Below are 13,575 nucleotides of genomic sequence, written 5' to 3' on the forward strand. Positions count from 1 at the left end.
CGAGTCCACTCGAAGCGTTCGGCGTAGCGGAGCAGGTGCAGCCGGTCGATGGCCATCTGGGCATCTTCGGGCAGGCCGATGATGTAGTGGCGCAGGCGGCGACGGTGGGGCAGCTCGCAGGTGAGCGGGGGCAGCGAAAACTGGGTCGCCTCCGAGCGTGGGGACGACCAGGTGTATTGAATTGTTAGCATTTGGGGTTTCCTCCTTGGAAACGAGGTAGGGAAACCCCGAAAAGATGGCCGCCCAAACGACGCAAAGCAGGTTTCAAGGCGGCCATACAATAGGCAAAGCCCTGAGACAGCTCGGACTGTCCTGGGGTCAGGCGTTGGTAGGTGGTGTCAACATCTACCAATGCCGTAAACGACGAACCGGCCAAATTTTCGGGGCGTGGAATAAGCTGCGTGTTGGAAAAATTACAGCTTGATGGACGATTGTAGTCGAGAGGATCGCTCAGTGCAAGCAAAATTTTGCTACGGAATGTGAAGCAGGTTGGTGGCGATCGCAGGGCGGTGCGCTGTTTATCGAGCGTTGACCGATTCGATATGGACAGTGTACGAGGTCGGGCGCTAACGGATAGAGGCGCGGCGTTCGGCGGTTTTGCGATCGCGCTCGATCCAGGCTTGGGGCGATCGGCAGTCCACCGCTTCGAGGCGGCGAATCGCCCACTGGTTGTATTCTGCATTCAGGTCGCAGCCGAGCCAGCGGCGGTCAAGCTGCTCTGCGGCCACCAGCGTTGTGCCCGATCCGGAAAACGGGTCGAGGACGATATCGCCCGGACTCGATGCCGCCAGCACCAGCTTTCGCAGGAGTTCCTCTGGCTTTTGGGTGGGATGGGGGGTGGTTTCGCCCATGCCGTTGCAGGTGGTGGGCAGTTCGATCACGTCTTTGGGCTTTGCGCCGCTGGGGTGGGGCAACCAGGCGCGGGATTTGCCTGTCTGATCGACCTTGCCGCCGTAGGCGCTGCTGTCGGCCTGGGGATGGGCGGGGTATTTGAGCGTGTGTGCGCCGTAGGGAATGCGAACGTCGTCCAGGTTGAGCCGAAAGCGTCTGCTCTTGCGAAAGTGAATAATGCTTTCGTGCGATCGCCCCCAGTCTTGCCCCAGGTTTGCCTTGTTTCTGTAATGCCACACCAGCCAGCGACATCCTGCAAAATACCGCGAGGCGGGGTGTTTCAAATCCGCCAAAATTTCCGAAAAGCCGCAGATATAGAGCGATCCGGTGGGCTTTAGCACTCGCGCCGCTTGCGCGATCCACTCCAGCGACCAGGCGATGTAGTCTTCCTGGCTGGCAAAGTTGTCCCAATCTGCCTTTTTGACGTTGTAGGGCGGGTCGGCAAACACCAGATCCACGCTCTCTGTTGCCAGCGAGGTCAGCCAGGCCGCCGAGTCGCCCTGATAGAGTTGCCCGTGGGCGTGGGTGTATTGCAAAGAAAAGGTCTGAGGCGGGGGGGAAATGTCGGTTGGCGCGGGGGGATGGCGATGTGGCATTGCGAACCTAGTTCTGTTTAATCCATACTGAAATTAATCTCTGAGATCCATCCCTGAGATCGCTTGAGGTTGAGCAATCAACTTTATCTGGCGATCGCCCGCTGTAGGGTTCTCAGCCAAAGCTGGGCACTCTAAGCTTGTAGACGCTTTCAATATATCTGAAGCTGGAATTTCTAAAGCTGGAATACCCAAAGCTGGAATGCCCAAAGCTAGAAGATGTAGAAGCTTAAAGAGAGATGCTTGATAGCGCGATCGCCAGAGTCAGGGAGCATTTTAACCAGTAGGACACGATGCATATCCCTTACGCCCTGTATTTAGCCCTGCCATGTCAGCCAACGTTTCAGTCCAGCCTATTGTCATTCAGCCAACGCTTGCCCAAGCCAGCGCACAGCCGTCTCAGCCCGGACAGTTTTGGATGTATACGTCCGGCGGTCTACTGTTACTGCTAATAGGGCTAGGGGCCTACAGCAAGTTTACCTACGACAAGATCACTAAAGAAAAGCGCTTTGAGGAATACAAAAATCGGGAACTTCAGAAAAAGCTGAAGCTGGCGCTCAACACCATCAGCAAGATGGAGAAAAATCCCGATCTGGTGCATTCCCGTGAGTTCAACCTGGACTATCTGCGGCTGCGAATGGAAGAAGAAAAATTCCATTTCGCCATCGTCAACCAAATCAAGATCAAGATCAAGGAAAAAATTACCGTTGCCCTGCGCCCGCCTCAAGCAGAGCAAGGGACGTTGGGCATTGCCAGCACCCCCCGCCAAGTCGATGAAATCTTCGATGTCCAGTACGACTTGACGGATATTCCGGGCGGCAAAAAAGGCGTGCTGTTCCGCATCCAGATCAAGCTGGCGAAGCTGCCCACTCAGCCCACCTCGGTCACGATTAACCAGATTATCGACTGCCTGCAAACCTACATGAGCCAGCACGCTGATGACAACTGGCAGCCGACGATTCAAGGGCGCATTGCCTCGATTCACTGGGATCAAAAAGCAAAACCCACGCCGCTGCTGGTGCTGGAGCAATCCAATGAAGGCGTGAATGTCACCTTCCGCACCACGCGCATGACCGAGCGAGCGTAGGTCACGCTAACTCCATCTAATTCACATCTAATTCATCTTCTGGTGTCGGGTTTGCGCCAGGGGGAATGGCCAGCGGCAGCGTCAGCCAGAAGGTTGCACCATTGCCGGGGGTGCTGGTCACGCCAATCTGTCCGCCGTGGGCGGTGATGATTTGCCGCGCCAAGTATAGCCCTAACCCAACACCCGTGGAATGACGCGAGTTTGGCCCGCGGCTGTAGCGAGTAAAGAGGCGATCGCACGTTTCGGGAGCCATGCCCACGCCGTCGTCCTGAATCGTAAAGCGAACCAGGTCGCCCTCGACCGTGGCGTTGATGGTGATGCAAATTCCGGGGGGATTATGGTTCAGCGCGTTGGTAATCAGGTTTTCAAACACGCGCCGAATCTGCATCGAGTCGGCATTTACCAGCGGTAAGTCCGGTGGCACGTCGTTTCGCAGGGTGGCATGGTTTTTGACCACCAGCGGCTCTAGATCTTCCACGATTACCTGAATGAGCAGGCTCAGTTGCACCAGTTCATAATTCAGCGACACGCCCCGCGTTTCAGCCGAGTGCGCCTCCAGCAGCGACTTGATAAGCTGCAATTGATAATCATTGCTTTGCAGCATTCGCTCCAGCATGGCGCGGCTGAGGGGAATCGTGTCTCCGGGCTGGTTCAGCAGGTTGTTGATCACCAGTGAAATCCCCATCACTGGCGTTCGCAGGTCATGGGAAAAGGCGTTCAAAAACTCATCCTTGAGCGCGTTTAGCTCCAGCAGTTCTTCGTTTTTTTGCTGCAACTCCAGCGTTCGTTCGCGCACCTTTTGCTCCAAGCCGGTGTTGAGTTCGCGCACCTGCTCGTAGAGCCTGGACTGCTGAACGGCAATGCTGACCTGGGTGCCCAGTTGCGATAAAAATTCGATTTCTTCGGTGCGCCACTGGCGCGGGCCGTCGCACTGATCCACCACCAGCAGTCCAAACAGATCGTTCTCGAGCGTAATCGGCACGGCCAGCCACGCCTGCACCTGAAACTCGGTCAGCGCCCTAGTTGCGCGGGGATGATGACTGGCGGCCACATCGTTCACCACTTCGACCTCGTGCTGGGTGAAGCCCTGCCGCGTTTCCTCCAGATACTCCATGTCTTCGATGATTAGCCCCTTCATAGAGCGCCAGCGCGAATCGACCGATTCTGCAACGATCTGCCCGCGCCGATCGTCCAGATCTAGCCCGATGGTGACGCGATCGGCTTTTAGCACGCGCCGCACTTCTTCTACGGTGGTGTTCAAGATTTGCTCCAGGTCGAGCGACTGGCGAATGCGGAGGGCGATTTCTCCTAGCAGGCGATCGCGCTCGGTAGTAGCCAGCAGTTGTGCCTGGGCCCGCTTCAGTTCAGTAATGTCTACGATGGTGTCGATCAGGCATTGTTCGCCGTTGATTTCAATAATCTCAGCAGAAAACAGCCCCTCCCGGACTTCGCCGTTGCGGGTGCAGAAGTAGTGTTCCAGGTTATGCACCGAGCCATCTCGCTGGAGCATGGCAACCATTTTGTCGCGATCGCCCGGTCGGGCCCACAGTTTCAGATCATGCACCTGCTGCCCGATCACTTCCTCGCGGCGATAGCCCATCACCTCCAAAAAGCCGTCGTTGCAGTCGATCATGTGCCCCCCCAGCAGCGTGGCGATGCTCATGGGGTTGGGGCTAGAGCGCCAGGCCTTGGAGAATTTTTCTTCCGACAGTCGGAGGGCAGCTTCGGCTTGTTTGCGTTCACTGATGTCGCGCACGATGACCAGCGCTTCATCTTCGCCGCTGACCACGACCCGCGCTTCATAGTCGCGTAGATAGGGGTCGCAGTCCTTTTGGGCGGCCGCATATTTCGACGGATGCTTGAGCCGCAGTTGATATTCAAAGACCTGGATTTCGCCCGTGGCGATCGCCCGCCGCACAAACTCCATCCGCTGTTCTGCCACATCATGGGGCAGCACGTCGTAAATGGATCGGCCCACCAGATCTTTGGCAGGCACTAGCAGGTCGCTATCACGCTCTGCCTTGCTGTCTAGGTAAATGCCGTCCAGATTAATCCGAAACATCAGATCAGGAATGGCATTCAGCATCGCCTGATAGCGCAGTTCGGCCTGCTTGCGGGCAGTAATGTTTCGAATGCTGGCGACTCGCACTCGCTGACCCTGATACTCGATGCCCTTAGCAAACACCACACCAAAGAAGCGGCTGCCATCTTTGCGGATGCCCGTGGCTTCATAAGTGTAGGAATCTTCGGGATGGGAGAGCGATCGCCACTTTTCGCGCACCATCTCCCGCGACTCTGGCGCGATCAGATCAATCACGGGCATCCCAATCAGCTCTTCTGCCGAGTATCCCAGCAGTTCCACCGCTGCTGGGTTCACGTCCAAAATCTGCTGAAAGTTGTGAATGATCACCGCCTCAAAGGTCGCTTCAAAAAAGCAGCGGAGCCGCTCTTCACTCGTCTGCAAATCTGACTCTACCCGTTGGCGATCGGTCACATCTTGTACCACCGACAGCACCTCGTCTTTTCCACTTACCACTAGCCGCGCCTCATAGTCTCGTAATGCTCCATCCACCCAAAGCTGGTAAGCGCAGGTCTGGAGTTGCCCAGTTTCCAGCGTCCGCTGAATCGCCGCCAGACAAACCTCCGCCACATCCGGCGGCAGAATCTCGGTGACGTGCTTACCAATCATTGCCTCGCGGGGCAGCGTCACCACCTGCTTGCCCTCAAAATCCAGGTAATATCCCTGGCGATCGAGCCGAAACATGAGATCGGGAATGGCATCCAGCATGGCGCGATAGCGCTGTTCCGCAGAATGAGCGTCTAGAGGTAACTGTGCAGAGCCATCTGCCAGGTTGAGCAGCACCTTTAACCGCTCAAAGGCGGCTTCGTCTTGGCAGCAGTCTCGCAGTGCCCGAAGATAGTCAAGCCCAGAAACCATAGCGCAGAGAGGGGTTTGTTTGCCAAACCTCCGGCAATTATTCGACCACGTTTCGATAATTCCGAATAGCCTTTTAATCTACAAGCTCTGGCTGCGTCACTCCAGAATTCAAAGCGAAGACTTCAGATTTTACAGCGTTTTGCGAGGTTCTGAAGCTTTGCGCTGCGCTTGCAGTTCTAAAGAATCGCGAGCCGTTCTTGCTGTTCTGGGGCGATCGCCCGGTGGCCGACAGCCCTCAGCCACCCCAAATCGCCCGCTTCCGCAGCATTCGCACACAGCACCTTGATTGATCCTTAATGGCGATCCTTAAATCAAAATTGACCTCGACTTAACACCCATTTAGCTGAAAATCAACGAATTTCTCCTACTTTGCCATGAGTTTTGGCTCAACACAGTTTGCCTGACTACGCAATGCCCAATTTCATCTGCGATAGACTGACGCTTGGATTTGCATCCGGTCGCTTTCGGCGTAGCGTTCTGGTTTCGTGACAAACCCAGCATATTGCGACTGTCCGCAAGCACAGGCTGCTTCAACCCGTCATCTCTCTGGTAAGCCCTATGTCTATTCCTGTGCTAGCCGATGCCATGCCGACGCTGTTGGCGCTCGACTTTGACGGGGTGCTGTGTGATGGCATGATCGAGTATTTTCAAACGGCGTGGCGGGGCTATTGCCGTATCTGGTCGCCAGAGGAGAAAACGCCGCCTGCGGGACTGGCGGAATCGTTTTATCGCACGCGGCCCGTGGTGGAAACGGGCTGGGAAATGCCGCTGATCGTGCGATCGCTCTTGCAGGGCATCTCCGAGGACGAGATCCTGGCAACCTGGGGCACGCTGGCCAAGCAACAGATCGAGCGGGAAGGGCTGAACCCGGCCGACCTCAGCGCCGCCCTAGATGGCAGCCGCGACGAGTGGATCGCCGCCGATCTGGACACCTGGCTAGCCCAGCATCGCTTTTATCCGGGCGTGGTAGAACGGGTGGCGCAGGTGCTTCGCAGTGACGTGGATGTGTATATCATCAGCACCAAGGAATCGCGCTTTATTCGGCAGCTTTTGGCGCAGCAGGGGGTGGACTTTCCGGGCGATCGCCTGATTGGTAAAGAAATTCGCCAGCCCAAGGCGCAAACCCTGCGTGACCTGCTCCAACAGCACACACAAGACGGCACACCGCCCACCATCTGGTTTGTAGAAGATCGCCTGAAGACGCTGCAAGCGATTCAGCTCCAGCCCGATTTGGCAGCCGTCCAGCTATTTCTGGCAGACTGGGGCTACAACACCGCCGCCGAGCACGACACCGCCCAGCAAGACCCGCAGATTCACCTGATCTCTCTGGCGCAATTTGCCGGAGCGTTTCCCGGCTGGGTCGGTTCATCGCTCAGCAACTAAGGCATTTTCCCAACCTACAAGCCGGGAGGCTGGGTGCGGAGGGCATCGAGGTCGAGGGCGGCGAGCCTTTCGTAGGCGGGGGTGATGGTGGGCTGGCCGCGCAGGAAGCCGAGGTTTGCGCCCGGACAGAGATGCTGGAGCGTGTCGGATGAAAAGCGATCGCGCAATTTTTCGACACTGCGGAGCTGGCGCGGCCAGTGAAAGGTCTTGGACAGGCGCAGTGGCACGGGATTGCCCTGGCGATTGGGCAGCAGATGCCGACCGGAAAACAGCACACCGCCCTGCATCGGGGTGTACACACAGGCGGAACCAGGGGAATGGCCGGGTGTCCAGAGGATTTGAACGGCAGGGCTGATCTCATGCTCCTGCTGAAACGGCGTGACGGGCAGCCCCGGCAGCAGGTAGGCTTCCTGTTCCTGGATCAGGATTTCGCAGCCGTAGCTTTTGTGGAAGTCAGAGACATGGGCGATCGCCCCCCGATGGGTCAGCACCAGCCAGCGCACACCGCCCAATTCTCCCAAGGCTTGGCGGGTGGTGTCGTCCCAGGTAGGGCAGTCGATCAGCAGGTTGCCGTCGGGAGTTTGCAGCAGATAGGCTGTGCCGCCGAGGGCATCCCGATTGGGTGCAAACGCCCAGATCTCCGACAGCACGAGGCGCGGCGGCTTGGTGGCAGCAGGACGAGCAGCAATAGACGTAATAGACATAGGGTAAAAATTAGGATAGTGGGTAAAAATTAGGATAGTGGCAATGGGATTTAAGGACTAAGCTTCGAGCGAAGCGGCGAGGGATGCACGCCCAGGCGATTTTTTGCAGCCTTTCAAAGGTTTTCGCAATTTTTTGCAGTCTTTTTACAATCTTTTGTAGTTTCCAGCAATCCTTGGGGGGCTTAGGCGCAGCGCGTGGAATCTGGGCAACCAAAGCAGTGGGTTGGCGAGACCCTTCTTCTGGGAAGCCTAAAGTACGGAACGCGCATCGCGCTCGGAATCCTTAAAATTAGCTCAAACGATTTGTTTTTCTACCCTGGCGTGACTCGAATCGTGTTTCACGAGACCGAGGAATCCAGAGTATCCTGGAGATCTACCCGTGAAAACCGCAAGTTAAACCATTTAGTCTACCAGAGCTTTGAAAGCTCACAAGCGTTTTTTTAACTGCTTCTGAGAAGCCCATTATGATTTTCTGGCTGCTGCTGCTCAGCATCACTGGGCTATTTACCTACTACATCGTGCAGAGAAGCGTGTCCAGCATCACGCGCACCCCCATCTGGCTGCTGTGGCTGGTGATGATGCTGCCTGCGCTGGTCTGGACGGGGTGGATTTTGCTGAATGGGCCAGATGCTCGAATTCCCGCAGCACTACTGTTTGGGCCATTTTTGATTAGCCCGGTGCTGTATTGGCTACTGGTGCAGTGGGGCCGCCCGCCTCGACCCGCCACAGCCGAGGCCGCTGCCGAGCCATCTCCGCAACAGCCAGAGCCAGACCCCAAAGCGCCGCTGCGCCCGATTGATCGACAGGAAGAAGCCACGTTGCAAAATTGCTTTCCCTGGTCAGTCTACTACTTACAGAATTTGGAGTATCGGCCGCAGGCGCTGATCTGTCGCGGACAGTTGCGGAGTTCGCCGGAGGTGGCCTATCGCACGATTCGCGAGAATATTGAAGCTCAGTTTGGCGATCGCTTCTTGGTGTTGTTTCAAGAAGGGCTGAACGGCAAACCCTTCTTTGCCCTCGTGCCCAATGCCCAGGCCCAGCGCGACCAAGCAGACCAAGCGGACGGAAAACCCGAACGACGACTGGGGCGATCGCTCGGCTTGTTTGCGGCCACGCTGCTGACCACTTGCCTGGGCGGGGCAATCCTGATGGAGCGCTTTACCACAGGTGCAGCCACAGATGAGCCGCTGGCCAGCAATCTCAGCTTCGACCTGCCGACACTGCTGACGGGGCTGCCCTATGCGATCGCCATTCTGCTGATTTTGGGCGGGCGGGAACTGGCAAATTTCTGGGTGGCGCGTCGCTATGGGCTACGGGTGTCCTATCCCTACTTCATCCCTGTGCCGCCGATGGCGGTGTTTCCCTTCGGTACGTTTGGGGCGCTGCTCCAGCGGCGATCGCCCGTCCCCCATCGTCGCGCCCTGTTCGACATCGGGCTGACGGGTTCAATGGTCAGTTTTTTGATCAGCCTGCCGATCTTGCTGTGGGGGCTAGCGCAGTCGCAGCCGATTCAGCGCACTGCCGAGTCGGGTATTTTCCGGTTCGAGTCGTTTAATCCCCACGGTTCGCTGCTGCTGGCGGTGCTGAGCAAGCTGGCGCTGGGTAGCGCGTTTACAGCAGAAACGGCGCTGCGGCTGCATCCGGTGGCCGTAGCGGGGTGCATTGGGATCGTGATCACAGCGCTCAACCTGATGCCTGTGGGACAACTGGATGGCGGGCAGATTGTTCATGCCATGTTTGGTCAGCGGATGGGCGCTTTGATCGGGCAGGTAGCGCGACTGCTAGTGCTGCTGCTGTCGCTGGTGCAGCAAGAACTCCTACTGTGGGCGGTGCTGTTATTTTTACTACCCGCGGTAGATGCGCCAACGCTCAATGATGTGAGCGAATTGGACAACCTGCGCGACTTTTTGGGGCTGGCTGCACTGACGCTGCTGATCGTCATCTTGCTGCCGCCGCCGCCCATTTTGGCACAGCTTTTGGGTATCGCTGGATAGAAAATTGGTATACGCTAGTTGGTTTCTGGTTCTTTGCGGTTTTGATGCTGCACTGCCCGTTGATTAAACAAGGCGATGTCCGTCTTCTTTTTGTCCACCCATTCACCACTCACGTTGGAGGAGCCGTTGAGTCATGAGTCAGGATGTCCGGCAGTGGTTAGCTGAAATTAAGCATTTGCAGCACAAGCTGGAGAGCGCCTACAAAGAGCGAGACGAGGCGCTGAGCAGTGCAGCCAACTGGCGGCGGCTATATGAAACCGAGGCTCAGCAGCGGCGCACCGAAACCAAGCTGTCACAGCAGGCGATCGCCGATTTGAAAGAGCGCCTGCAAATGACCCAGAGCAACCCTCTACCCCAACTCAATGGCGACGTGCCCCCGGCGATCGCCCAAAAAATCGCCAGTCTGGATACGCTGGAATCGTTGCAGCAAGCCCTGGCGCAAGCCCTAGTAGAGTGCGATCGCCTGGCCCAGGCGCTCCGGGCCGAGCAGACCGACCACGACCAAACCCGCAAGAGCCTGACGGCCGCCCTAGGCGAAACGGTGGATCGGTTGGCCAAAGAGCGGGCCGCCGCCCAGAAGGGGCAACATCCTCACTGAGGCACTGGTCGGTCTGAGGGGCTTTCCTGACTCGTTTTTATGCCCGCACCTCTCGCCGCAGATGGTGCAGCACTTCACCCAGATAGAGCGTGTTGATCATAATGCCGTTTTGCGGAAGATCCAGGGCGCGAGTCCACTCAAAGCGCTCGGCATAATGCAGCAGGTGCCGGCGCTCGATCGCCCGTTGTGCGTTCGCGGGCTATCCGACGAGGGAATGGCGCAGGTGGCGGCGCGGCAGATTGCAGCTAGCAGCAGCAGCGAAAACTCAGTCGTCTCCGAGCTGCTGGATGGACGGTTGTACTGGATGGAATTGCCTGGTGCAAGCAGCACTTTGCTACGGAGTATGAAGGGCGTTGTGTGAAGGGCGTTAGCGTTTTCTGCGGGCAACCCGGATCACCCAATGGCAAGCAAATCGGGGCCTGTGCATCAAGTTTCTGAGTAGACGGCTCAAATAAGCTGCTTAATTTTTGTGTGGAAAATTCGGAATTGCGGGGTGGTGGCCGGTAGTCTTTGAGGCGAAGGCAGTTTGCCCATTCAGGACTGATGCAGACAGATCTGCAACCGTTTGCATACCTCCTCTGGGCGATCGCAATATGCTTTGCTGGCGGAACGAACCCCTCACGCCGTTGAATTGAATATTGAATTGAGCATTGAATTGAACATTGACGCTGAAACTTACTTAACTTACTTAGATCAGGAATCGTCATGACTTTTGTAACTGACTCTGCCTCAGGCTCTTCGGCTTCCTTACCTGTGTCGCCACAGCCCGCTGCGCCCGAATTTGCCCTGCCCCCAGAAATGGTGATCATGCAAATGCTAACCGGAGCCTGGGTAACGCAGTGTCTCTATGTAGCGGCAAAGCTAAATCTGGCGGATGCGCTACAAGCCGGGCCGCAGTCGATCGATGCGCTGGCGGCGCAGGTTGGCGCACATCCGCGATCGCTGTTTCGAGTCATGCGGGCGCTGGCGAGTGTTGGCGTGTTTGCCGAGACGGAGCCGCAACATTTTGCGATGACACCGCTGGCGGAGTGTTTGCGGAGCGATGCGCCCAACTCTATGCAGGCGATCGCCCTCATGCTGGGTGAAGAACATTACATGGCCTGGGGCGGGTTGCTGGGCAGCGTGCAGTCCGGGGGCTGCGCGTTCGAGCAACTGTATGGCACAAACATATTTGAATACTACGGAATGAATGCCGAACCCGCCGCGATTTTCGATCGCGCCATGACCCAGTTTTCTAGGATCGTCAAACCCGCGATCGCCCAGGCTTACGACTTTTCAGATGTCACCACGCTGGTCGATGTGGCGGGCGGACAGGGCGGGCTGCTGCTCTACTTGCTCCAGCAAAATCCGCATCTCAACGGGCTGCTGTTTGACCTGCCTGCGGTAATTCAGGGCGCGGGCGAGGCGATCGCACAATCTGGCGTGGGCGATCGCTGCATGGTGTCCAACGGCAGCTTTTTTGAAGAAGTGCCTTCCGGTGGCGATGCCTATTTGTTGAAGCATATCGTGCATGACTGGGACGACGAGCGGGCGATCGCCATTTTGAAAAACTGTCGTGCAGCAATGCCAGAGACAGGTCGGCTGCTGATTGTGGAACACGTCGTTCCCGAAGGCAACGAGCCGTCGCCCAGCAAGCTGATGGACATCAATATGCTGGTGGTGGCTCCCGGCGGCTGCGAGCGCACCGCCGAAGAATTTCGGCAACTCCTGGCTCAGGCTGGGTTTGCCCTGCGCCGAGTGATCCCCACCGCCTCGCCCGTCAGCATCATCGAGGCAGTGCCTGTCTAGCCTGCCTGCCACAGCCGTCTGGCATGAATGCAGTGCTGAAAGCCTGAATGAAAGCGTGAATGGTTGTATGGCATCGCCACGCGACCATTCGCGCAAGCCGTCTACAGTAGCGCAAAAAAGCCGTCGTCTAGCTCATAGCCCAGCAGTTGGGTCATGAACTTGAGCCGAGTGGGGCTGATGCCGCCGTGCTGCTGCATCCAGTCCGCCACGGCAAAGATCTTGCTCATTACAAACAGCTCTAGCGCTTCCGGGTTGAACCGGATGCCCTCGGTGCGGCTAAATTCGTGGGGCACCAGCATCGCCGCATAGCGACCCAATTCGCCCGCTTCCCAGTCCAGCACCAGCGGCAGCCAGGGATAGCTCGCATCCAGCCGTACAAACCACAGGCGCACCTCCGGAATTTCCGACAGTTCTCGCGGGTCGTCGGGATCGCGGGGAATGTCGATCTTGAACTGGAGTTGGAGGCTGGGCTGGGCCGCGGCGCTGGGCTGCTGAGCCAGCCAAGGGGCGATCGCCGCCGTCGCAGGAGAGAGGTCTAGGCGATTGATCTGGTCGGACGTGATCGTGAGAACGGAGGACATATTGGGACAGGGGGAGAGGACTGGCAGAATGCTTATTGCTTTTACGTTTGCAGTCAACGCGGGTAACCAGGAAAGCCTAAAGAACCACCATCCCAGCGTTTCTGATTCTGGTCTTATTCTTGCAGGGAGCGGTATTCCACAGGGGGAAATAGCAGCGGCACGTTGGCCAGGTCGTCTAGCCTGATAGAGGTCAGCAGGCTGGCCCAGTCGGCAAGCAGGGCTGCATCACCAGGCGTGGCGGCTCGCAGGGTTCCCAGGCTGGTTATCGTGTCTTGCCACAGGCCCGACCGGGCGTAGAGGGCGGGCAGTTCTTGCGGTGTGGCGCGGTTGAGCCGCAGTGAGAGACTGCTGTTGGGGGCGACTCGCTGGAGCCAGCCGTCTGTCAGCGCATCTCCAGAGCGATCGCCCGTCGGGTCGCACTGGAGTTGAAACACCCAGCGATAGAGCCGTCCTTCGTCCAGCGGCCGCAGCGGAATGCCAATAACACTGGGCTGTTGGGGTAGTGGCAGGCGGTATTCATAGAGCGTTTCCTCTACCGTGCGCCCAGAAGGGGTATCCGTGGCGATCGCCACCGAAAATTGCGCCTGCCGAGCCACCGTTTGCGGCACATACACAAACACCATCGGCTGCTCGGAAACCGTTGGCTCAATGTTGATCTTGCCCTGCTCAGCAGCAGTCGGGTCGGTGGGCGGCACCAGGGGCAGCAGCCGCACCACTGTTGCTCCATCTAGGCTGCACGCCTGGCCGCCCCGCGTGATGCCGCCAATGCGATTGCGGACGGGGCGAGACTGCCGCACGCTAAACCCTAGCTGCGCGATCTGAACAGGCGGGTCGAAGGCCGGACGGGATAGCGCAGATGAGTCCAAGACGGAACGTGGCGCAGCATTTTGGAAAACCCGCGCCTCAGCAGTGCTGCTTTCGGAGACAATTCCCGTGCCCAACAGCGCCACGAGCAGCGTAGAGGGTGATAAAAAAATCCGCATTTGATTCATCGGTTCAAGGGGCTAGTGCAGCGTCA

The 13,575-nt window shown here is 57.6% G+C and carries 12 protein-coding genes; 6 read left to right on the forward strand and 6 right to left on the reverse strand.

Annotated features, from left to right (window positions below; all coding sequences use genetic code 11):
* Window positions 1-191: hypothetical protein (locus tag IGS16_RS09245; RefSeq protein ID WP_297085094.1), on the reverse strand; the 191-nt coding region annotated here is incomplete at its 3' end.
* Window positions 192-566: 375 nt separating this feature from the next.
* Complete coding sequence (locus IGS16_RS09250; protein WP_297085095.1) at window positions 567-1,487, reverse strand: site-specific DNA-methyltransferase; 921 nt, start codon at window positions 1,485-1,487, stop codon at window positions 567-569.
* A 325-nt stretch (window positions 1,488-1,812) separates the two neighbouring features.
* Between IGS16_RS09250 and IGS16_RS09255 the strand changes: the two genes are divergently transcribed.
* The gene (locus IGS16_RS09255; protein ID WP_297085096.1) at window positions 1,813-2,571 is read left to right on the forward strand and encodes a hypothetical protein; all 759 of its coding nucleotides are present in this window, start codon (window positions 1,813-1,815) and stop codon (window positions 2,569-2,571) included.
* A gap of 16 nt (window positions 2,572-2,587) precedes the next feature.
* On the opposite strand, the gene IGS16_RS09260 is transcribed toward IGS16_RS09255, so the two are convergent.
* On the reverse strand, window positions 2,588-5,509 hold the full coding sequence (locus tag IGS16_RS09260) for a PAS domain S-box protein (RefSeq protein WP_297085097.1): 2,922 nt from the start codon (window positions 5,507-5,509) through the stop codon (window positions 2,588-2,590).
* A gap of 558 nt (window positions 5,510-6,067) precedes the next feature.
* Between IGS16_RS09260 and IGS16_RS09265 the strand changes: the two genes are divergently transcribed.
* Window positions 6,068-6,892 carry an HAD family hydrolase gene (locus tag IGS16_RS09265; protein ID WP_297085098.1) on the forward strand — a complete coding sequence of 275 codons (825 nt, stop codon included), beginning with the start codon at window positions 6,068-6,070 and terminating at the stop codon, window positions 6,890-6,892.
* A 14-nt stretch (window positions 6,893-6,906) separates the two neighbouring features.
* Here IGS16_RS09265 and IGS16_RS09270 read toward each other — a convergent pair whose 3' ends face one another.
* Entirely contained in the window at window positions 6,907-7,596 is a 690-nt protein-coding gene (locus IGS16_RS09270; protein ID WP_297085099.1) for an MBL fold metallo-hydrolase, read from the reverse strand.
* A gap of 464 nt (window positions 7,597-8,060) precedes the next feature.
* Between IGS16_RS09270 and IGS16_RS09275 the strand changes: the two genes are divergently transcribed.
* The 4 genes from IGS16_RS09275 to IGS16_RS09290 all read left to right on the forward strand — a co-directional run bounded on the left by IGS16_RS09275 (window position 8,061) and on the right by IGS16_RS09290 (window position 11,976).
* A complete protein-coding gene (locus IGS16_RS09275) occupies window positions 8,061-9,590 on the forward strand; it encodes a site-2 protease family protein (RefSeq protein ID WP_297085100.1) in 1,530 nt (509 codons plus the stop codon).
* A 133-nt stretch (window positions 9,591-9,723) separates the two neighbouring features.
* Window positions 9,724-10,188 carry a hypothetical protein gene (locus IGS16_RS09280; protein ID WP_297085101.1) on the forward strand — a complete coding sequence of 155 codons (465 nt, stop codon included), beginning with the start codon at window positions 9,724-9,726 and terminating at the stop codon, window positions 10,186-10,188.
* 61 nt (window positions 10,189-10,249) lie between these two features.
* Window positions 10,250-10,549, forward strand: coding sequence for a hypothetical protein (locus tag IGS16_RS09285; RefSeq protein WP_297085102.1), 300 nt, complete (start codon window positions 10,250-10,252; stop codon window positions 10,547-10,549).
* Window positions 10,550-10,986: 437 nt separating this feature from the next.
* Window positions 10,987-11,976, forward strand: coding sequence for a methyltransferase (locus IGS16_RS09290; RefSeq protein WP_367185762.1), 990 nt, complete (start codon window positions 10,987-10,989; stop codon window positions 11,974-11,976).
* Between the two features lie 101 nt (window positions 11,977-12,077).
* On the opposite strand, the gene IGS16_RS09295 is transcribed toward IGS16_RS09290, so the two are convergent.
* Window positions 12,078-12,557, reverse strand: a complete 480-nt coding sequence (locus tag IGS16_RS09295) for a CRR6 family NdhI maturation factor (protein ID WP_297085104.1) — start codon at window positions 12,555-12,557, stop codon at window positions 12,078-12,080.
* Window positions 12,558-12,670: 113 nt separating this feature from the next.
* A complete protein-coding gene (locus IGS16_RS09300; RefSeq protein WP_297085105.1) occupies window positions 12,671-13,540 on the reverse strand; it encodes a DUF928 domain-containing protein in 870 nt (289 codons plus the stop codon).
* Window positions 13,541-13,575 lie beyond the last annotated feature (35 nt).

The organism is Thermoleptolyngbya sp. C42_A2020_037, from assembly GCF_015272455.1.
In the GTDB taxonomy this organism is placed as follows: domain Bacteria; phylum Cyanobacteriota; class Cyanobacteriia; order Elainellales; family Elainellaceae; genus Thermoleptolyngbya.

Excerpts from the sequence above, each read along its gene's own strand:
- IGS16_RS09260 (WP_297085097.1), bottom strand. The coding sequence starts at position 5,509 with ATGGTTTCTGGGCTTGACTATCTTCGGGCACTGCGAGACTGCTGCCAA.
- IGS16_RS09265 (WP_297085098.1), top strand. The coding sequence starts at position 6,068 with ATGTCTATTCCTGTGCTAGCCGATGCCATGCCGACGCTGTTGGCGCTC.
- IGS16_RS09270 (WP_297085099.1), bottom strand. The coding sequence starts at position 7,596 with ATGTCTATTACGTCTATTGCTGCTCGTCCTGCTGCCACCAAGCCGCCG.
- IGS16_RS09250 (WP_297085095.1), bottom strand. The coding sequence starts at position 1,487 with ATGCCACATCGCCATCCCCCCGCGCCAACCGACATTTCCCCCCCGCCT.
- IGS16_RS09285 (WP_297085102.1), top strand. The coding sequence starts at position 10,250 with ATGGTGCAGCACTTCACCCAGATAGAGCGTGTTGATCATAATGCCGTT.
- IGS16_RS09290 (WP_367185762.1), top strand. The coding sequence starts at position 10,987 with ATGGTGATCATGCAAATGCTAACCGGAGCCTGGGTAACGCAGTGTCTC.
- IGS16_RS09295 (WP_297085104.1), bottom strand. The coding sequence starts at position 12,557 with ATGTCCTCCGTTCTCACGATCACGTCCGACCAGATCAATCGCCTAGAC.
- IGS16_RS09275 (WP_297085100.1), top strand. The coding sequence starts at position 8,061 with ATGATTTTCTGGCTGCTGCTGCTCAGCATCACTGGGCTATTTACCTAC.
- IGS16_RS09300 (WP_297085105.1), bottom strand. The coding sequence starts at position 13,540 with ATGCGGATTTTTTTATCACCCTCTACGCTGCTCGTGGCGCTGTTGGGC.
- IGS16_RS09280 (WP_297085101.1), top strand. The coding sequence starts at position 9,724 with ATGAGTCAGGATGTCCGGCAGTGGTTAGCTGAAATTAAGCATTTGCAG.
- IGS16_RS09255 (WP_297085096.1), top strand. The coding sequence starts at position 1,813 with ATGTCAGCCAACGTTTCAGTCCAGCCTATTGTCATTCAGCCAACGCTT.